This is a genomic window from Kitasatospora sp. HUAS MG31 (assembly GCF_040571325.1).
Lineage (GTDB): Bacteria > Actinomycetota > Actinomycetes > Streptomycetales > Streptomycetaceae > Kitasatospora > Kitasatospora camelliae.
Genome location: NZ_CP159872.1, coordinates 3,223,857 through 3,242,303 on the forward strand (window position 1 = coordinate 3,223,857; position 18,447 = coordinate 3,242,303).

General features: G+C 74.2%; 13 protein-coding genes and 1 pseudogene. 5 read left to right on the forward strand and 9 right to left on the reverse strand.

The genetic code is table 11. The features are described from left to right. Positions 1-142: 142 nt before the first annotated feature. Positions 143-1,027, forward strand: coding sequence for an alpha/beta fold hydrolase (locus ABWK59_RS14350; protein WP_354640974.1), 885 nt, complete (start codon positions 143-145; stop codon positions 1,025-1,027). A 182-nt stretch (positions 1,028-1,209) separates the two neighbouring features. Next, a complete protein-coding gene (locus tag ABWK59_RS14355; RefSeq protein WP_354640975.1) occupies positions 1,210-1,857 on the forward strand; it encodes a M23 family metallopeptidase in 648 nt (215 codons plus the stop codon). A 114-nt stretch (positions 1,858-1,971) separates the two neighbouring features. On the opposite strand, the gene pcrA is transcribed toward ABWK59_RS14355, so the two are convergent. After that, positions 1,972-4,569 (reverse strand): DNA helicase PcrA, encoded by a 2,598-nt coding sequence (gene pcrA / locus ABWK59_RS14360; RefSeq protein ID WP_354640976.1) that lies wholly within the window; start codon positions 4,567-4,569, stop codon positions 1,972-1,974. Between the two features lie 302 nt (positions 4,570-4,871). On the opposite strand from pcrA, the gene ABWK59_RS14365 reads away from it, so the two are divergent. Further along, positions 4,872-5,912, forward strand: a complete 1,041-nt coding sequence (locus ABWK59_RS14365; protein WP_354640977.1) for a C40 family peptidase — start codon at positions 4,872-4,874, stop codon at positions 5,910-5,912. Between the two features lie 7 nt (positions 5,913-5,919). Here ABWK59_RS14365 and ABWK59_RS14370 read toward each other — a convergent pair whose 3' ends face one another. The 3 genes from ABWK59_RS14370 to ABWK59_RS14380 form a co-directional block, all read right to left on the reverse strand. After that, complete coding sequence (locus ABWK59_RS14370) at positions 5,920-7,104, reverse strand: hypothetical protein (RefSeq protein ID WP_354640978.1); 1,185 nt, start codon at positions 7,102-7,104, stop codon at positions 5,920-5,922. Positions 7,105-7,248: 144 nt separating this feature from the next. Beyond that, complete coding sequence (locus tag ABWK59_RS14375) at positions 7,249-7,923, reverse strand: response regulator transcription factor (RefSeq protein WP_354640979.1); 675 nt, start codon at positions 7,921-7,923, stop codon at positions 7,249-7,251. Further along, on the reverse strand, positions 7,916-9,319 hold the full coding sequence (locus tag ABWK59_RS14380; RefSeq protein WP_354644954.1) for a PspC domain-containing protein: 1,404 nt from the start codon (positions 9,317-9,319) through the stop codon (positions 7,916-7,918). Before ABWK59_RS14380 ends, ABWK59_RS14375 begins: the two co-directional genes overlap by 8 nt. A 290-nt stretch (positions 9,320-9,609) precedes the next feature. Here ABWK59_RS14380 and ABWK59_RS14385 point away from each other — a divergent pair, with 290 nt between their 5' ends. Further along, positions 9,610-11,121 carry a PspC domain-containing protein gene (locus ABWK59_RS14385; RefSeq protein WP_354640980.1) on the forward strand — a complete coding sequence of 504 codons (1,512 nt, stop codon included), beginning with the start codon at positions 9,610-9,612 and terminating at the stop codon, positions 11,119-11,121. After that, positions 11,118-11,330 (forward strand): hypothetical protein, encoded by a 213-nt coding sequence (locus ABWK59_RS14390; RefSeq protein WP_354640981.1) that lies wholly within the window; start codon positions 11,118-11,120, stop codon positions 11,328-11,330. The genes ABWK59_RS14385 and ABWK59_RS14390 overlap by 4 nt, the downstream gene beginning before the upstream one ends. Before the next feature lie 109 nt (positions 11,331-11,439). Here ABWK59_RS14390 and ABWK59_RS36620 read toward each other — a convergent pair whose 3' ends face one another. The 5 genes and pseudogenes from ABWK59_RS36620 to ABWK59_RS14410 all read right to left on the reverse strand — a co-directional run bounded on the left by ABWK59_RS36620 (position 11,440) and on the right by ABWK59_RS14410 (position 18,413). After that, complete coding sequence (locus tag ABWK59_RS36620) at positions 11,440-11,898, reverse strand: ubiquinol-cytochrome c reductase iron-sulfur subunit (protein ID WP_420492921.1); 459 nt, start codon at positions 11,896-11,898, stop codon at positions 11,440-11,442. A 39-nt stretch (positions 11,899-11,937) separates the two neighbouring features. Next, a pseudogene (locus tag ABWK59_RS36625) lies at positions 11,938-12,459 on the reverse strand (DoxX family protein); the annotation flags it as partial. Between the two features lie 137 nt (positions 12,460-12,596). Then, on the reverse strand, positions 12,597-14,192 hold the full coding sequence (guaA, locus tag ABWK59_RS14400) for a glutamine-hydrolyzing GMP synthase (protein WP_354640983.1): 1,596 nt from the start codon (positions 14,190-14,192) through the stop codon (positions 12,597-12,599). Positions 14,193-15,004: 812 nt separating this feature from the next. Continuing rightward, a complete protein-coding gene (locus ABWK59_RS14405) occupies positions 15,005-16,561 on the reverse strand; it encodes a hypothetical protein (RefSeq protein ID WP_354640984.1) in 1,557 nt (518 codons plus the stop codon). A gap of 79 nt (positions 16,562-16,640) precedes the next feature. Then, positions 16,641-18,413 (reverse strand): GMC family oxidoreductase, encoded by a 1,773-nt coding sequence (locus tag ABWK59_RS14410; RefSeq protein WP_354640985.1) that lies wholly within the window; start codon positions 18,411-18,413, stop codon positions 16,641-16,643. Between the last annotated feature and the right edge of the window lie 34 nt (positions 18,414-18,447).

An 18,447-nucleotide genomic window follows, 5' to 3' on the forward strand; every position in this document is an offset into this window, starting at 1 on the left:
ACCTGAGGGGAGGGTAGCGCCAGCGGGGCCCACTGGCCGTTTCGGCCGTCGAGAGGAGGGGAAAATCACAGGATCCACCCACCCCTCTCCCCCGCGCGGCACCGGCGTGGGGGCCCCGCGCCACCCTGCCGGGGAGAGTCGCATGAGCATCGCCACCACGGTTCCGTTCCAGCGGCCCGCCCAGGCGGTCCGCGGCGCGGGTGCGGAGGCCGCCGCACTCGCCCACCACCTGATCCGCTACCCCCTGGGCATCGCCCCCGAACCCCGTCCGGCCGGCTGCCCGCCGGGGCCGGCGGACGGTTCCGCGCCGCACGGCCCGGTCCTGCTGCTGCACGGCTTCGCCGACAACCGGGCGGTCTTCGGCCCGCTCCGCCGGGAGCTCGGCCGGCACGGCTGGACGCACCTGCACGCACTGAACTACTCGCCGCTGACCCGGGACGTCCGGGCCGCCGCCGTGCTGCTCGCCCGGCACGTCGAGTGGGCGGTCCGGGCACACGGCGGCCGGCCGGTCGCCCTGGTCGGCCACAGCCTGGGCGGCCTGATCGCCCGGTACTACGTCCAGCGGCTCGGCGGCGACCTGCTCGCCCAGACCGTGGTCACCCTGGCCACGCCGCACGAGGGCACCACCGCCGCCCTGCTGCCGAGCCCGTTCCCGCTCACCCGGCAGCTCCGCCCGGGCAGCGACCTGCTCGCCGAGCTGCGGCTCCCGGTACCCCGCTGCCGGGCCCGGTTCACCGCCGTGCGCGGCGAGTTGGACGAGCTGGTGCTGCCGCGCAGGAGCGCCCTGCTGCGCCACCCGGACCTGTGGGCGGAGAACCTGCTGGTGCCCGGCGCCGGCCACGTCCGGCTGCCGGCGCACCCGCGGGCGATCGCCGCGGTCCGGGCCGCGCTGGAGCGGTCGCCGGCGCCCGACGCGCAGACCGGTCGGGACACGCGGACCGGTCGGGAGGCATGGGAGGCCCGGGAGGCACCCGACCGGCTCGGCCCGGACGGTGAGGGGGACCTGACAGACCGCCATGCTTGTTGAGCTGCGGACATTGTCCGGACTCGGTACGAGCGGCTACAGTCTCGGCTGTTTCGGCTACAGTCTCGGTCGATTCGTCCCGTTCCCCGAGGCGGCATCCTTTGGCCCCGACGCCCAACCGACGCGACGCCCGCGCCCAGCAGCGCGCGCACGCCCGGAGCAGTACCCGATCGGCAGTCCTGACCGTGGCGATCCCGTCCGCCGCCACGCTCGGGGTGTTCGCCGTCGCGGCGGCGTACGTCCAGACCGACCTCGCGCACCAGGCGGACCTGGTACACCCGCAGGCGGCCGGCCCGGTGGCCCCGCACGCGGCCGAGGAGACCCCGGAGGACGCCGAGGCCCAGTACGCGGCCGAGCGGGCGGCCGCCGAGCGCGCCGCCGCCGACCGGGTCGCCCGCAACCAGGCCCGCGCCGACCTCGCCAAGAAGGCCGCCCGGCCGCTGTTCGTGCTGCCGGTCACCCAGCACGGTCTGAGCGCCGGCTTCGGCCAGTCCGGCGTGAACTGGGCCGCCCGCCACACCGGGATCGACTTCCCGGTGGTGCCGGGCACCCCGGTCCGCGCGGCCACCGACGGCGTGGTCACCACCCGCTGGGACAGCTCCTACGGCTACCTGTCGATAGTGACCGCCTCCGACGGCACCCAGACCTGGTACGCGCACCAGCGCTCGTACCGCATCCGCAAGGGCCCGGTGAAGGCCGGGGACGTCATCGGGTACTCGGGCAGCACCGGCAACAGCACCGGCCCGCACCTCCACTTCGAGGTCCGTCCGAACGGCGAGAGCCCGATCGACCCGCTGCCCTGGCTGCTCGCCCACGGCATCGATCCACGCTGACCACCCGCCCGAACCGTCGCCGCTGAAACGTCACTGCGGCCCCGGCGGCCCACCCGTGCGGGGCCGCCCCTCGACCTCGCCGGGCCGAGGGGCCCACCGCCTGCTCGGACGGTGTCAGAGCTTCTCGACCGGCGCGTAGCGCAGCAGCAGCTGCTTGCGCCCCGCCGTACCGAAGTCGACCGTCGCCTGCGCCTTGTCCCCCACGCCCTGGGTGCCCACCACCGTGCCGAGGCCGAAGGTGTCGTGGGTGACCCGGTCGCCGACCGCCAGCGCGACCACCTCGCGCTCGGCCATGCTCCGCGCCGACCGGCCCCAGCCCGCCTTCGGGGCGGCCGCCGTCGAGGAGGAGCGCGCGGAGGGGCTCCCGAGCCCGCGCGAGGACGGCACCGCGGCGGCGCCCGTCCGCTTCCACTCCACCAGCGTGTCCGGGATCTCCTCCAGGAAGCGCGAGGCCGGGTTGTAGGAGGGCTGGCCCCAGGCGCTGCGCAGCACCGACCGGGTGAGGTAGAGCCGCTGGCGGGCCCGGGTGAGGCCGACGTACGCCAGCCGGCGCTCCTCCTCCAGCTCCTTGACCTGGTTGAGCGCCCGCATGTGCGGGAAGATCCCGTCCTCCATGCCGGTCAGGAAGACCACCGGGAACTCCAGGCCCTTGGCGGTGTGCAGGGTCATCATGGTGATGACGCCGGCGCCCTCCTCGTCGTCCTCCGGGATCTGGTCGGAGTCGGCGACCAGCGCGACCCGCTCCAGGAAGTCGGCCAGCGAGCCCACCGGCGGGCCCTCGTCGCCCTCCGGACGCTCGCCCGGGTCCTTCTCGTACTCCAGGGCCACCGAGGCGAGCTCCTGGAGGTTCTCGACCCGGGTCTCGTCCTGCGGGTCGGTGGAGGCCTGGAGCTCGGCCAGGTACCCGGTCTCCTCCAGCACCGCCTCCAGCACCGCGGCCGGGCCGGCGCCACCCTCGACGACCTGCCGCAGCGAGGCCAGCAGCTGGTTGAACTTCTTCACCGCGTTGGCCGAGCGCGCGGCCATCCCGTACGCCTCGTCCACCCGCAGCAGCGCCTGGGCGAAGCTGATCCGCTCGCGGGCGGCCAGCGCCTCGATCATCGCCTCGGCGCGCTCGCCGATGCCGCGCTTGGGCACGTTGAGGATCCGGCGCAGCGGCACGGTGTCCTCGGGGTTGGAGAGCACCCGCAGGTAGGCCAGGATGTCCCGGACCTCCTTGCGCTCGTAGAAGCGCACCCCGCCGACCACCTTGTACGGCAGGCCGACCCGGATGAACACCTCCTCGAACACGCGGGACTGGGCGTTCGTCCGGTAGAAGATCGCCACGTCGCCGGGGCGGGCCGCGTCCTTGTCGGTGAGCCGGTCGATCTCCTCGGCGATGAACTGGGCCTCGCCGTGCTCGTCGTCCGCGACGTACCCGACCACCTTCTCGCCGTGGTCGCCGGCCGTCCAGAGGTTCTTCTTGCGGCGGTTGGTGTTCCGCTCGATGACCGAGTTGGCGGCGTTGAGGATGGTCTGGGTGGAGCGGTAGTTCTGCTCCAGCAGGATGGTCGTCGCGTCCGGGTAGTCCTCCTCGAACTGGAGGATGTTGCGGATGGTCGCGCCGCGGAAGGCGTAGATCGACTGGTCGGCGTCACCGACCACGCAGAGCTCGGCCGGCGGGACCTCGGCCAGGGCCCCCGCCGCCGGGTTCACCAGGTCGCCGTCCACCGTGCGCTTGGGCGCGGCCGTGCGGGCGCCGCCGCTCAGCTCGCGCACCAGCATGTACTGGGCGTGGTTGGTGTCCTGGTACTCGTCGACCAGGATGTGCCGGAAGCGGCGGCGGTAGTGCTCGGCGACGTCCGGGAAGGCCTGGAGCAGGTTGACCGTGGTCATGATGATGTCGTCGAAGTCCAGCGCGTTCGCCTCGCGCAGGCGCCGCTGGTAGAGGAAGTACGCCTCGGCGAGCTTCTTCTCCATCGGGTTCGCCGCCTGGTCGGCGTACGTCTCCTCGTCGATCAGCTCGTTCTTCAGGTTGCTGATCTTCGCGGTGAAGGACTTCGGCGGGAACTGCTTCGGGTCCAGGTCGAGATCCCGGCAGACCAGGGCCATCAGCCGCTGCGAGTCCGCCGCGTCGTAGATCGAGAAGCTGGAGGTGAAGCCCAGCAGCTTGCTCTCGCGGCGCAGGATCCGCACGCAGGCGCTGTGGAAGGTGGACACCCACATCGCCCGGGCCCGCGGCCCGACCAGCGCCTCGACGCGCTCGCGCATCTCGCCGGCCGCCTTGTTGGTGAAGGTGATCGCCAGGATCTGGCCCGGCTGCACCCCGCGCGCGCCGAGCAGGTACGCGATCCGGTGGGTCAGCACCCGGGTCTTGCCGGAGCCGGCACCGGCGACGAGCAGCAGCGGGGAGCCCTCGTGCAGCACGGCGTCGCGCTGCGGCTCGTTCATCCCCTCCAGCAGCTGCGCCGGATCCACCACCGGGCGGGCGTGCCCGTTGCGGTAGTGGGCGTCTCGCTCCTCCTGGGCGGCGACGTCGACCTGGAACAGGTCGTCCGGGATCGCCTCCTCGTACGGCGCGGGCTCGTACGGCGCAGGCTCGTAGGCCCCCTCGTACGGCTCCTCGTCGTACGGCGGCGGGACCTGGGTCGTGTCGGGCTTGGAAGCGGGGCTCGACCCGACGGCAGGGTCCTCGAAGCCGGGGAGCGGGAGGTCGTCAAAGAGGCTACTCATGGCACTCCGAGTCTATGACCCGCCGCCGACAGCCCGGTCCCGTCCGCGAGGATCCCTGCCTCCCGCCCGGTCCCGTCCGGGACGATCGCCCGTCCCCCTCGTGCTCGACCGAACCGATCGCCCCCTTCCGCCAGGGTGTCGTAGGGCCCGGTCCGGATCCGTCCAGCCGCGATCGACGAACCGGACAACACCGGACAACTCCCGCCATGCCGTAACTTCCCGCCCGCCCGCCGCTAGCGTCGCCACCCACGCCGGGCCCCGCAGCACCACCGAGCGGCCCGGCACGAAAGGAGGACGCCACCATGGCGTCGCACAGGAAATCCCGGACGACCTTCCGCGCCCGCACCTTCGCCACCATGGCCGGCGCGGCCGCGGCCTCCGTCACCGCCCTCGCCCCGGGCGCGTACGCGGAGCCCGCGCCGACCGCGCAGCAGGTCAAGGCGCAGGTCGACGAGCTGTACCACCAGGCCGAGGAGGCCACCGAGCGCTACAACGGCACCAAGGAGAAGGTGGACGGCCTGCAGCGCGAGGTGAGCCTGCTCCAGGACGAGCTGGCCCGGAAGACCGACGCGGCCGAGGCGGTCCGCAGCCGGCTGGGCGCGCTCGCCGCCGAGCAGTACCGCAGTTCCGGGCTGTCCCCCGCGATGCAGCTCGCGCTGGCCGACGACCCGCAGCAGTTCCTGGAGCGCTCCGGACGCCTCGACCAGGTCGGCGCCATCGAGCAGGCCACACTCCAGCAGTACGGGCAGCAGCGGCGGGCCCTGGACACCCAGGCCGCCGAGGCCCGCGCCAAGCTCGCCGAACTCGCCGACCGGCAGCAGCAGCTCACCACGGAGAAGGCCTCCGTCCAGGCCAAGCTCGCCGAGGCGCAGTCCCTGCTCAACCGGCTCACCGCCGCCGAACGCGACGAGATCGCCCGGGCCTCCCGCGGCGACGCCCGCACCCCGCTGACCTCCGCCGACCCGCTCGCCGCCCCCGGCGCCGTGGCCGCCACCGGACGGGCCGCCGCGGCCATCGGCTTCGCCCGCGCCCAGCTCGGCAAGCCGTACGTCTGGGGCGCCACCGGGCCGGACTCCTTCGACTGCTCGGGCCTGGTCCAGGCCGCCTACCGCAGCGCCGGCATCTCGCTCCCCCGTACCACCTACGCCCAGATCGCCGCCGCCCCGCGCATCACCCGCGACCAACTCCAGCCCGGCGACCTGGTCTTCTTCTACGCGGGCGTCACCCACGTCGGCCTCTACACCGGCAACGGCCAGATGATCCACGCCCCCCACCCGGGCGCCCCGGTCCGCTACGAGTCCATCAGCGTCATGCCCTTCGCCGGCGCGGTCCGGCCGGCCTGACCACGCCCTACGGCGCGTCCGGATACACGAAGGCCGCGTAGAAGCCGTAGGCCGCCGAGAGCACGGCGGCAGCGGCGAGGAGAACGGTGACTGCGGTGCGGTGGCGGGTGCGGGCGAGGGGGGCGGCGATCGGGAGGAGGAGGCCGAAGGCGGGGAGCAGGAAGCGGGCGCGGGAGTTGAAGTAGGCGGCGTCGCCGAGGGCGAGGACGAGGAGGGCGGCGCTGTAGAGCAGCAGGACGGGGGGCTGCCGCTGCCGTACCGAGAGCAGGAACAGCACCACGCCCGCCACCAGCACCCCGGCCACCACCACGTCGGCGAGCGGGACCAGCTCGGGTGCGGTCAGCATCCGGGGCAGCAGCAGCCGGAAGGCGCGGAAGGTGGCCCGGCCGTAGTCGAAGCGGGACTGCCAGGCGTCCTGGACCCGGAAGTAGCCGTCCCAGCGCTCCTTCCGCACCCCCACCCAGGCCACGAACCCGACGAACCCGAGCGGCGCGAGCAGCGCCCCGGCCACGGCCCGCCGGCCGCCCCGGCCGTGCAGCAGTTCCCAGAGCGCGGCCGCGCCGACCGCCGCGGCGAGCGCGATCCCGGTCGGCCGGCTGAGGCCGGCGAGCAGGCAGAGCAGCCCGGCCCGGATCCACCGCCCCCGCACCGCCGCGTGGACGCTCCAGGCCGCCAGCGCGGTGAACAGCGGTTCGGAATAGGCGGCGTTCTCCACCACCGCGTACGGCAGCACGCCCCACAGCGCGGCGGCGATCACCCCGGCCCGCTGCCCGTACAGCCGGGCGGCGACGGCGTACACGCCCCAGGCGGCGGCCAGCGCGGCGGCCCAGGCCACGGCCAGCGCGGACCACTGGACGGGGAGCGGCACCAGCCGGATGAGCAGCGGGTACGCCGGGAAGAAGGCGTACGGCTCGTAGAGGCCGTGCGGGCCGGCCACCGGGGAGGTGCCCGCGTAGCCGTGCAGGGCGATCTGCTGGTACCAGTACGCGTCCCAGAGGGTGGCCAGCCGGTGGAGCCCGCCGGTGCCGTGGACGCCGGGGCCGGGGCCGACCCGGTCGGCGCCGGCGACCACCAGGGTCAGGACGCCGAGGGCCCGCACCGCCAGGTAGCCGAGCAGGGCCGGCGCGGCGGCGCGCAGCGCGGTGGGCCGTACGCCGAGGGCCCGGTCGGTCCTCGGCGACTCAACGGTCATCCGCCCACCGTCCCACGCCGCGCGGAGGCGGCCCGGGACGGACACGCCCCCCGCGCGGGTCAATCAACTGCCGCGCGGTTGACGGGGGTTCGCAGGGATTCAGCGCCAGGGGATTCAGCGCAGCGGGGTCAGACCAGCCCGGGGTCAGACCAGCCGGCGGGCGGTGGCCCAACGGGTGAGCTCGTGCCGGTTGCTGAGCTGCAGCTTGCGGAGCACCGCCGAGACGTGGCTCTCCACCGTCTTCACCGAGATGAACAGCTGCTTGGCGATCTCCTTGTACGCGTATCCGCGGGCGATCAGCCGCAGCACCTCGCGCTCGCGCTGGGTGAGGCGGTCCAGGTCCTCGTCCACCGGCGGGGTGTCGGTGGCGGCGAAGGCGTCCAGGACGAAGCCGGCCAGCCGGGGCGAGAAGACGGCGTCGCCGTCGGCGATCCGGAAGATGGCGTTGACCAGGTCGGTGCCGGTGATGGTCTTGGTGACGTAGCCGCGGGCGCCGCCGCGGATGACGCCGATGACGTCCTCGGCGGCGTCGGAGACCGACAGCGCCAGGAACCGCACCCCGCCGGAATCCCCCATCAGCGCGGCGGACCGCCGCAGCACCTCGACGCCGCCGCCGCCCGGCAGGTGGACGTCGAGCAGCACCACGTCCGGCCTGGTCTCGGCGACCACGCGGACCGCCGACTCCACGTCGTCCGCCTCGCCGACCACGTCGATGCCGGTGGTCTCGGTCCGTCCGATCTCCGCCCGCACGCCCGTCCGGAACATCCGGTGGTCGTCGACCAGAACCACCCTCGCGGTCCGCCCCGGTGCCTCAGTCATCTGCCCTCTCCATCTCCAGCTCGACCTCGGTGCCGCCGTCCGGCGCGGGCCGCACCCGTGCGGTGCCGCCGTTGCGCTTCATCCGGCCGATGATCGACTCCCGTACGCCCATCCGGTCCTCGGGGACGCTGTCGGGGTCGAAGCCGGGCCCGTGGTCGCGAACGAACACCGACACCGTCCTCCCCTCCACCTCGGCGTACACCTGGACCGGTCCCCCGCCACCGTACTTGGCCGCGTTGACCATCGCCTCCCTCGCGGCCTGCATCTGTGCCGCGATCCGCTCGTCCATCGGGCAGTCGCCGACGCAGACCAGTTCCACGGGCACGCCGTGCCGGTCCTCGACCTCGGCGACCACCGAGCGGATCCGCTCGGCGAGGGTGTCGGGGGCGGACTCGGCGGCGGCCTCCGGGCGGTACAGCCACAGCCGCAGCTCGCGCTCCTGGGCGCGGGCGAGCCGCAGCACCTCCTTGGGGTCCTCGGCCCGGCGCTGGATCAGCGTCAGGGTGTGCAGCACCGAGTCGTGCACATGGGCGGCGATCTCGGCGCGCTCCTGGGCCCGGATACGGGCGGTGCGCTCGGCCCCGAGGTCCTGCCACAGCCGCAGCGCGTACGGGCCGACCAGCACCAGCACGCCGGCCAGCACCGCCAGCGAGGACTCCACGACCAGGGCGATCGGCGAGGCGACGCCGTGCAGGATGAAGAAGCCGACGATGCCGGCGACCACCAGCAGCACCCCGGCGCCGACCCGGGTGTAGGCACCGCGCCGCTTCTCGCCCTCCAGCCCGAACCAGCGCTGCCAGCGCGAGTCGTCGGCCTGCCGCCAGACCAGGGCGACGCCGACGCCGATGGTGAGCAGCGGCCAGACGTACGGCTTGGCGGTCTGGATGCCGAGCGCGCTGAGCAGCGCCATGATGCCGACGACCAGCAGCAGCAGGGCGAACAGCTGGCCGAGTCCGCCACGGCCGGCGGTGGCGGCGGCGTCCACGGGGGCGGGCTCGCCGGGGGCCGGGGGCTCGCCGTGGAAGGTGCGCTGCAGCAGGTCGCGGAGCCGGGCGAGGCCGCGGCGGTCCTTGCGGGGTCCGGCCAGCAGGCCGGTCTCGGTCTGGCCGACCCGGACGAACCCGCCGTCGTGGTACGCCCAGCGCGCGGAGGAGCCGGGGGCGGGCTCGCCGATGCCGATCGGCACCACGAACCAGAAGGCGGCGTACAGCAGCACGCCGATGCCCTGGGCGAAGAACAGCAGGATGAACGCCACCCGGACCCAGAGCACGGGCAGCCCGAGGTGCACCGCGAGGCCGTGGGCCACGCCGCCGAGCACCCGCCCGTTGGGGCTGCGGTACAGCCGCCGGTACGGCCGCTGCCCGCCGCCGGGCGCGCCCTCGCCGCCGGCCGGCAGCTGCGCTCCCGGAGCTGCCGGGCTCGCCGGTGAGCCCGGGCCCGAGGCGGCCGGTGCGGCCGGGGAGTCCGCGGCGGCCGGTGCCTGGGTACGGTGCGGGCCCGAAGGGCCCTGCGGGCTCTCGGCGGTCGGGGTTTCGGGGTCGGGTGCTGCCACGTCACCGATGGTCGCAGGTTCGCGGTCGCGGGCGCATCAGGGTCCGCCCTGAGCGGCTTCTCAGGGACAGTTCAGGGTCCGTCCGGGGCCGCGGGCGGTTACCGGGGGGTCCGGGAGCCGGAAGGATGGTGGACATGACCGACGACCAGAGCACCGGGGCCTCCTCGGCGCCCCCCACCGACGCGCCCGGATCCGACCCGCACGGATCCGCCGCGGCCGGGCAGGCGCAGCGCCCGCCGCTGACCCGCTCCGCCGACCACCGCGTGGTGGCCGGGGTGTGCGGCGGCCTTGGGCGTCATCTGGACATCGACCCGGTGGTGTTCCGGGTGGTCGTGGCGGTGCTCTGTCTGACCGGCGGTCTCGGCCTGTTCCTGTACGGGCTGGCCTGGCTGATCGTGCCGCGCGAGGCGGAGGGCGAGCGGACCGGCCGGACCGAGCTGCAGCGGGTGCTGACCGGCCGGGTGGACGGCCAGTCGATCGGCGCGGTGCTGCTGACGGTGATCGGCACCGGGGTGTTCTTCTCCTCGATGGGCGACGGCGACCAGCTGTTCCCGCTGATGCTGCTGGGCGGCCTGGTCTTCCTCGCAGTCCGGTACGACCCGGAGCGGCGGCGCCGGGCCAAGGGCCTGGGCCGGCCGCACCGCGGCGGGCCGTACGACCGGCTGGAGCCGGAGAGCGGGGAGCAGCTGGACTGGCGGTCCTGGGGGCGCCAGGTCGGGCAGGACTTCCAGGCCGAGTGGCAGGCCCGGAAGGCCGAGATGCACGAGCACCTGCACCAGGTGCACGCGCGGCACGCCGAGGCGCGGGCCGCGGGCACCGTCCCCGCCGACACCCCGCCGGCCGGCCCGAGCGGCTACCTGTGGGACCCGCGGCACCCCGAGCGCAACCCGTACGGCCAGGGGGCCGTGCCCCCGCCGGGCGTCGGGCCGCAGGCGTGGTGGCAGCGGACGGACCTGCCGGAGGGCGACCCGCTGCGCAAGCACCCGGGCGGCGCGGCGGCACGGCGGTCCCGGGCGCCGAGGCCGGCGCGGCAGCACCGGCAGCACTCGCACCTGGGCGGGGTGGGCCTGCTGCTGGCGGCGGGCGCGGCCGGGGCGGTGGTCTGGTACGGCAAGGTGCAGGACACCTCGGTGACGATGTCGGCGGTGCTGGCGGCGGCGCTGCTGGTGCTGGGCCTGACGCTGCTGGTCGGGGCCCGGTACGGGCGGGCGCGCGGCCTGGCGGTGCCGGCGATGCTGCTGACCCTGGTGCTGGCGAGCGGCGGGGCGAACGGCAGCGTGGAGGCCTCCTTCGGTGACCGCACCTGGGCGCCGAACACCGCGGCCGAGCTGCGGCCGGCGTACTCCATGGCGGCCGGCGACCTGGTGCTGGACATGGGCGCCCTGGATCCGGCGGGCGCCGATCTGAAGACCCGGGTCCAGCTGGGCGCGGGCGACCTGCGGGTGGTGGTGCCGGACGACGTGCTGGTGAGGCTGACCGTGGTGAACGCGGCGGGCCAGGTCCGGCTGCCGGCGGACGAGAAGCTGGAAGGGCTGGGCAACCACACCAAGGTGGAGCTCCAGCCGGTGAACGGGCAGCCGTCCAAGGGGACGCTGGAGCTCACGCTGAACGTCGGATTCGGAGACACCAAGGTGGTGCAGGGATGAGGAAGCACCCGGTCGACCTGTTCTCGCTGGTCGCGGGCGGGCTGTTCACCGTGGTGGCCGGGCTGTACCTGGCGGCCGCGCTGGGCGGGCTGTCGGTGAGCGGGCACCTGGTGGTGCCGGTGGTGCTCATCGGGCTGGGCGTGGGGGGCCTGGCCGGGGCGGTGCTGGCGGTGTCCCGCCGCGGCCGGGGGCCGGAGGACCACGACTGAGGGTCCCGTGGGACGTGCGACGGGCGGGTGGCCACCGGCCACCCGCCCGTCCTCGTACGCCCCGTCCTCGTACGCCCCGTCCTCGTACGCCCTGTGCCCGGGCGCCCGCTCAGACCTGCAGCGGTCCCAGTTCCAGCTGGTCGCCGTTCTTGGTGACGCCGTACTTCGGCAGCGGCTTGGTCGCCGGCCCGTTGATCACCGCGCCGGTGGCGGCGTTGAACCGGGAGCCGTGGCACGGGCAGTACATCTGGCCGTTCTTGGGCGCGTCCACGGCGCAGCCGGAGTGGGTGCAGACCGAGGAGAAGGCGCAGTACTGCCCGGCGGTGGGCTGGACGACGTAGACCGCGTCGCCGGTGCCCGGGTCCTTGACCTGGGCGGAGCCGCCGACCGGCACCGAGGCGGCCGGGACGGTCACCTTGGGGCCGGTGGGCGACTGTGCCGGCACGGGCGAGCCGTTGGACCCGGTCGACGTGGCGGCGGTGCCCTTGTTCCGGCCGAAGGTGGCGGTGAGCGAGCCTGCGAGCAGGCCGGCACCGCCGAGGGCGACGGCGGCGATCGAGCCGTCCACCAGGGCACGCCGCCGGACGGCGTCCTCGGGCAGCCCCCGCCCGCGGTCCCGCCGGGAGCGGGAGGCCAGGTACCCGTCGATCGACAGGTACGGGGTGCCGGCCAGCACCAGCGGCGTCCAGGCCATCAGGTACGCCAGGTCGTTGCCCAGGTAGTACGGCGAGGTGTTCCAGCTGACGGTGAGCCAGAGGCTGAGGTTGATCAGCATGCCGCCGGTGGCGGCCAGCCGGCCCCACAGGCCGAACAGGGTGCCGAGGCCGACCGCGAGCTCGCCGAAGGCGATCGCCAGGGCGAAGAGCACCGGCGAGTCCAGGGCCGGCCCGAGCGCCCAGCCGATCGGGCTGCCGGCCTTGACCGCCGTGGTCTGGGCGATGAACGAGGCCGGGTCCGAGCCCTCGGCCAGGTAGTGCGCGTCGGCGAGCTTGTCGATCGCCGCGTAGATGAAGGTCGCGCCGAGGAAGACCCGCAGGGGCAGCAGTGCGTACCGCGAGGCGGTCGCCTTCCATCCGGCCACCCGCGCCGATCTCCGGGACTGCCCGTCCCCGCCATGCCCGCCCGTCATGCCGTCGCCTCTCACTCGCCGCCCGCCAACCACTGCCGGGTCGGGTCCGATTCTGCCGGGTCGCACGTGCACACGACCGCGCCGCCACTCCCTTCAGTACGGAAGCGGCGGCGCGGGCGTTCAGTGCGCGGGGAGGATCACTCCCACTCGATGGTGCCCGGCGGCTTGCTGGTCACGTCCAGCACCACGCGGTTCACGTCGCGGACCTCGTTGGTGATCCGGGTGGAGATCTTCGCCAGCACCTCGTACGGCAGGCGCGACCAGTCGGCGGTCATGGCGTCCTCGGAGGACACCGGGCGCAGCACGATCGGGTGGCCGTAGGTGCGGCCGTCGCCCTGGACGCCGACGCTGCGGACGTCGGCGAGCAGCACGACCGGGCACTGCCAGATCTCGCGGTCCAGGCCGGCCGCGGTGAGCTCCTCGCGGGCGATGGCGTCGGCCTCGCGGAGCAGGTCCAGGCGCTCCTTGGTGACCTCGCCGACGATCCGGATACCGAGGCCCGGGCCGGGGAACGGCTGGCGCTGGACGATCTCCTCCGGCAGGCCGAGCTCCTGGCCGACCATCCGGACCTCGTCCTTGAACAGCTTGCGCAGCGGCTCGACCAGCTCGAACTGGAGGTCCTCGGGCAGGCCGCCGACGTTGTGGTGGGACTTGATGTTGGCGGTGCCGGTGCCGCCGCCGGACTCCACCACGTCCGGGTACAGGGTGCCCTGGACCAGGAAGTCCACGGACTCGCCGTGCTCGCCGGCCTCCGCGACGATCTCGGCCTGGGCCTGCTCGAAGACCCGGATGAACTCCCGGCCGATGATCTTGCGCTTCTCCTCGGGGTCGCTGACCCCGGCGAGCGCGGTGAGGAAGCGCTCCTGCGCGTCCACGACCTTGAGCTTGACGCCGGTGGCGGCGACGAAGTCCTTCTCGACCTGCTCGGTCTCGCCCTTGCGCATCAGGCCGTGGTCGACGTAGACGCAGGTGAGCCGGTCGCCGATGGCGCGGTTGACCAGGGCGGCCGCGACCGCCGAGTCCACGCCGCCGGAGAGGCCGCAGATGGCGCGCTTGTCGCCGACCTGGGCGCGGATCAGCGCGACCTGCTCGTCCACCACGTTGTGGGTGGTCCAGTCGGGGGCGATGCCGGCGCCGCGGTAGAGGAAGTGCTCCAGGATCTGCTGCCCGTGGTCCGAGTGCAGGACCTCCGGGTGGTACTGGACGCCGTAGAGCTTGAGGTCGTCGTTCTCGAACGCGGCGACCGGCACCACGTCGGTCGAGGCGGTGACGGTGAAGCCCTCGGGCGCGGCGGAGCAGGCGTCGCCGTGCGACATCCACACCGAGTGCTGCGCCGGGACGCCCTCGAACAGGGTCGAGCCGGAGCGGCTGACGGTCAGCGGGGTGCGGCCGTACTCGCGGGCGCCGGTGTTGTCCACCGTGCCGCCGAGCGTGATCGCCATCAGCTGGAAGCCGTAGCACATGCCGAAGACCGGGACGCCGGCCTCGAAGATCGCGCGGTCGAGCCGCGGCGCGCCCTCCTCGTACACCGAGGACGGACCGCCGGAGAGGATGATCGCCTTCGGGTTCTTGGCGAGCATCTCGGCGACCGGCATGGTGCTCGGCACGATCTCGCTGTAGACCCGCGCCTCACGCACCCGGCGGGCGATGAGCTGGGCGTACTGGGCACCGAAGTCGACGACCAGGACGGTGTCGTTCTCAGGTACGGACTGGACGGGAGTAGCAGAGGACACGGACGGCCTTCCGGCAGCGGTGTGGGGAGTGTCTGGGGTCGATTCTACCGGGCTGCTCGAACGCCCCGGTTTCACTCGTCCGCCGCCCGCTCCGGCCGTGACGCCCGGGTCCGGCGATCGTTGCACCGGACAGCCGCGCGGCCGCGGCCCCGCACCCTCCAGGTACGGGTCCGGGCGGCGGCTGGACCACGCGTGGATCTCTACATCCGGTCCACCGGCGCACGTGGCGGGCCCGGCCCGCCGTGGGACCGTGCGCCGGTGCTGCGGTCGGTACAGCAGGGGACAGCGACCCCGGCCGCGACCGGGCGGACCACGGGGTGTGGCGGCCGGTGCCGGCGCCGGCCGCCACTCCTCGCGGACGCCCTCCCCGCCCCGGCGTACGCCCCTGTGCGCCCCCGCTTGCGCTTACTACGCAGTGTGACGACGACGGTCCCCGTCGGTGCGCTCACGAAGTGCCGCGCTCCGGGCCGACCGGGACCCCCTGTCGGAAAATCGACTGTGGCGAACTGCGTCGAATCGCTTGCAGAGTAAGGGTTCCGTCCATCACGATGCTGGTTGTGGGGGGCGGCCGGAAACCGTCTCCGGCCCGATCCGGTGCCGGTGGCGACAACGGTTATCACCTCACGCTCAGTGAGGCCCACCAGGCCCGAGCGTGCCCGAAGCCATGCGACGAGACGGCGCTTCCCCCGGCGCCGTCGCCCCAGCACCGGCGCAGCCCTGACGCCGTGTGCTGAACGACAAAGGGCCCCGTTCCCCCGCGGGGCCCTTTGCCCTTGCCAGGACGGCCGACGGACGCCTGACGAACCGGCGTGTCAGGAGTCTGCGGGCTTGCGGAACGCCTCGTGCGGGTCGACCGGGTCCGGGACGGCCGGCGGAGCCGACGGCGCCGGCGGCGCGGCCTGCGCGGGCAGGTTCGGCGCGAAGGCCGGCGGCGTCGGTACGGCCGGGGCGGGCCGCTGCACGACGCGGTCCAGGACCGCCGGGACGGCGAGGGCGCCGACGGCCGTCCACAGCAGCACGGCGAGCACCACGGTCGGCACCGACCACCCCACCTCGAACAGGGTGGTGGCGGTCCGTCGGGTGTCGGTGCCGAACGGGAACGCGGAGCCCCGGCCCGAGTAGGTGGCGAAGTCCGCGCCGGCGCCCGCGCCGAGGAGCAGCAGCAGGGTGAGCACGGCGTGGACGGCGCCGAGCCGGAGCCGGTCGGCGGTGTCGAACCGGCGGCGGTGGGCGGCGCGGCCGAGCAGCCCGGCCGCGAGCAGGGCGAGCAGGACGGTCCACCACCAGTGCCCGCTCTGGCCGTCCAGGTCGAACAGCGAGAAGGCGGTCCGGTCGGTGCCGTCGTTGTAGAGCGCGGCGGTGGCGCTGGCGGTCTCCAGGGTGGCGCCGGAGCCCACCCCGAGCATCGCCAGGCCGCCGTTGACCAGCAGGACCGGGTAGACCCAGCCGGCCGGCGCCTCGTCCTGGGAGGCCGCGGCGATCAGCGCGGCCAGCGAGCCCAGGCCGACCACCGCGGCGGTCACCCGGGCGGAGACCAGCGCGCCGACCAGCCAGCCGCGGATCCCGGCGCGCTCCCAGGCGGTCCGGCGCAGCACGTCCGTCCCGTACACGGCGAGGGCGAGCAGGCCGGCCGCGAGGGTGGCCCAGACGACGGCCTGCCACCAGTCGGACTCGACGGTGACGAAGACCCCCGAGCGCCGCCGGCCGGCGGGGACGCTCGGCAGGGTGGCGTCGGCGGCCTTCTCGACGCCGGAGAGCAGGCCGAGCAGGGTGGTGGTGACGGCGGTGAGCAGGGCGGTCCGCAGGGCCAGGGCGCGGGCGGCGGCACCGTCCAGCGGGGTGGCGAGCCGCCGCCGGTGCAGCCGCAGGCCGAGCTGGAGCAGGCCCAGCCAGAGCAGGGCAGGGGCGTACGGGAGCAGCCGGATCTCGATGCTGGTGCCGTAGCCGAGCAGGCCGTTGCTGGTCTCGGAGACGGAGCGGAAGGGGGCGCCGAGGACGGTCAGCGCCATGGCCAGGCCGGCGGCGAAGCGGTCACCGAAGGCCAGCCGTTCGAAGGAGTCCACCGTGTCGGCGTCGGCCAGCAGCAGGGCGGCCAGCAGGAGCAGGGCGGTGGGTGCGGCCAGGGCGGCGAGGGCGGGCAGCCAGTCGGGGCTGGCCAGCCAGCGCGCCAGCGGGGAGCGCCGGGCGGCCGGGTCGTGGGGCGTGCCGAGTCCCCAGGCGCCGAGCGGGGGCGGGGACGCGTCGTCCCCGCCCCCGGCCACCATCACCTCGTCGATCTCGATCGCCGGTGCGGCGAAGGGGCGTCCGCAGGCCGCGCAGCGCCCCGCCCCCTGCGCCGAAGCCGCGCCGCAGGCCGTACAGATCGCCACGCCGTCTCCCCCGTGAGCCGTTTGAGGCGTTCATCCCATCGGCTGTCACGGAGGGTTGTCAACCGGCCCGGCGGAGGCGTCAGTTCCCCTTCTTGGGCACCTTCGGCACCGGCAGGGTCACCGTCCGCAGCGCGCCGAACGCGGTCTCCGGGACGGCGGGACGCTCCGGTGCCACCGCCGCCACCCGCCGGTACGGCTCGTCCTGGGCGGGACGCGGGTCGGCCTCGCCCTTGTTGGGCCACATCGACAGGGCCCGCTCGGCCTGGGCGGTGATGGTCAGCGAGGGGTTGACGCCGAGGTTGGCGGAGACGGCCGAGCCGTCCACCACGCTGATCCCGGGGTAGCCGTAGAGCCGGTGGTACGGGTCGACCACGCCGTGCTCGGGGCTGTCGCCGATCGGGCAGCCGCCGAGGAAGTGGGCGGTCATCGGGATGTCGAAGATCTCGCCGACGGTGCTCCCGGCCCAGCCGTTGATGGACTCGGCCAGCGCCTTGGCGCCCTCCTCGGCGGCCGGGATCCAGGTCGGGTTGGGGGCGCCGTGGCCCTGCCGGGAGGTCAGCTTGCCCTTGCCGGGTCCGGACTTCTTCAGCGAGACGGTGAGCGAGTTGTCCAGCGACTGCATCACCAGGCCGATGATGGTCTTCTCCGACCAGCGGTGCTGGTTCATCGAGCGGACGAAGGTGACCGGGTGGGTGGCCGCGGTCACCAGGTACCGCAACCAGCGCGGGCCGCGGCCGGCGCCGGGCACCTGCTGGATGCTGAGCGCGCCCATCGCGTTGGAGCCGCGGCCGTAGCGGACCGGCTCGATGTGGGTGTTGGCGTCGGGGTGGATCGAGGAGGTGATCGCCACGCCCTTGGTGAAGTCGGCCCGCTCGCCGTACCGCCGGTCGGTGGTCTGCGCGCCGACCAGCGCCTCGGAGTTGGTGCGGGTGAGCTCGCCGAGCTTGGCGGAAATGCCGGGCAGGTGGCCGCCGTCGCGCATCCGGTGCAGCAGGGTCTGGGTGCCGTAGGTGCCGGCGGCCACCACCACCCGGGCGGCGGTGATGGTCCGGGCACCGGCCTTGACCCGGTCCCGGGAGCGGGAGTTGGTGCGGCGCACGTCCACCGCGAAGCCCTCGCCCGACGGGCGGATCCGGGCCACCGTGGTGAGCGGGTGGATCTCGGCGCCGTTCTTCTCGGCCAGGAACAGGTAGTTCTCGGTGAGCATGTTCTTGGCGCCGTGCCGGCAGCCGGTCATGCACTCGCCGCACTCGGTGCACGCCTTGCGGCTCGGGCCCTCGCCGCCGAAGTACGGGTCGGCGACCTCGCTGCCGGGGGCGGCCTTGGCCGCGCCGTCGGCGTCCTCGCCGTCGCCGAAGAACACGCCGACCGGGGCGAAGTGGAAGGTGTCCCCGCAGCCCATCTTCTCGGCGGCCGCCTTGAGGTGGACGTCGGAGGGCGTCATGGTCGGGTTGGTGCGCACCCCGAGCATCCGCTGGGCCTGGTCGTAGAACGGGGCCAGCTCCTCCTGCCAGTCGGTGATGTGCCGCCACTGGCGGTCCTCGAAGAACGGCTTCGGCGGGACGTACAGGGTGTTGGCGTAGTTGAGCGAGCCGCCGCCGACCCCCGCCCCGGCCAGGATCAGGACGTTGGCCAGCAGGTGGATGCGCTGGATGCCGTACATGCCGAGGGCGGGCGCCCACAGGTAGTTCCTGGTGTCCCAGGAGTTCTTCGGCAGCTCGTCGCGGCCGAACCGCCGCCCGGCCTCCAGGACGGCGACCCGGTACCCCTTCTCGGTCAGCCGCAGCGCGGCCACCGACCCGCCGAAGCCCGAACCGACCACGACGACGTCGTAGTCGAACTCCTCCGACATGCTCTCTCCTCTGTGAGTGGGCGCCCCCGGTGGG

Coding starts and splice junctions, on each gene's coding strand:
- ABWK59_RS14350 (WP_354640974.1), top strand. CDS start 143: ATGAGCATCGCCACCACGGTTCCGTTCCAGCGGCCCGCCCAGGCGGTC.
- pcrA (WP_354640976.1), bottom strand. CDS start 4,569: ATGAGTAGCCTCTTTGACGACCTCCCGCTCCCCGGCTTCGAGGACCCT.
- ABWK59_RS14365 (WP_354640977.1), top strand. CDS start 4,872: ATGGCGTCGCACAGGAAATCCCGGACGACCTTCCGCGCCCGCACCTTC.
- ABWK59_RS14370 (WP_354640978.1), bottom strand. CDS start 7,104: ATGACCGTTGAGTCGCCGAGGACCGACCGGGCCCTCGGCGTACGGCCC.
- ABWK59_RS14375 (WP_354640979.1), bottom strand. CDS start 7,923: ATGACTGAGGCACCGGGGCGGACCGCGAGGGTGGTTCTGGTCGACGAC.
- ABWK59_RS14385 (WP_354640980.1), top strand. CDS start 9,610: ATGACCGACGACCAGAGCACCGGGGCCTCCTCGGCGCCCCCCACCGAC.
- ABWK59_RS14390 (WP_354640981.1), top strand. CDS start 11,118: ATGAGGAAGCACCCGGTCGACCTGTTCTCGCTGGTCGCGGGCGGGCTG.
- ABWK59_RS14410 (WP_354640985.1), bottom strand. CDS start 18,413: ATGTCGGAGGAGTTCGACTACGACGTCGTCGTGGTCGGTTCGGGCTTC.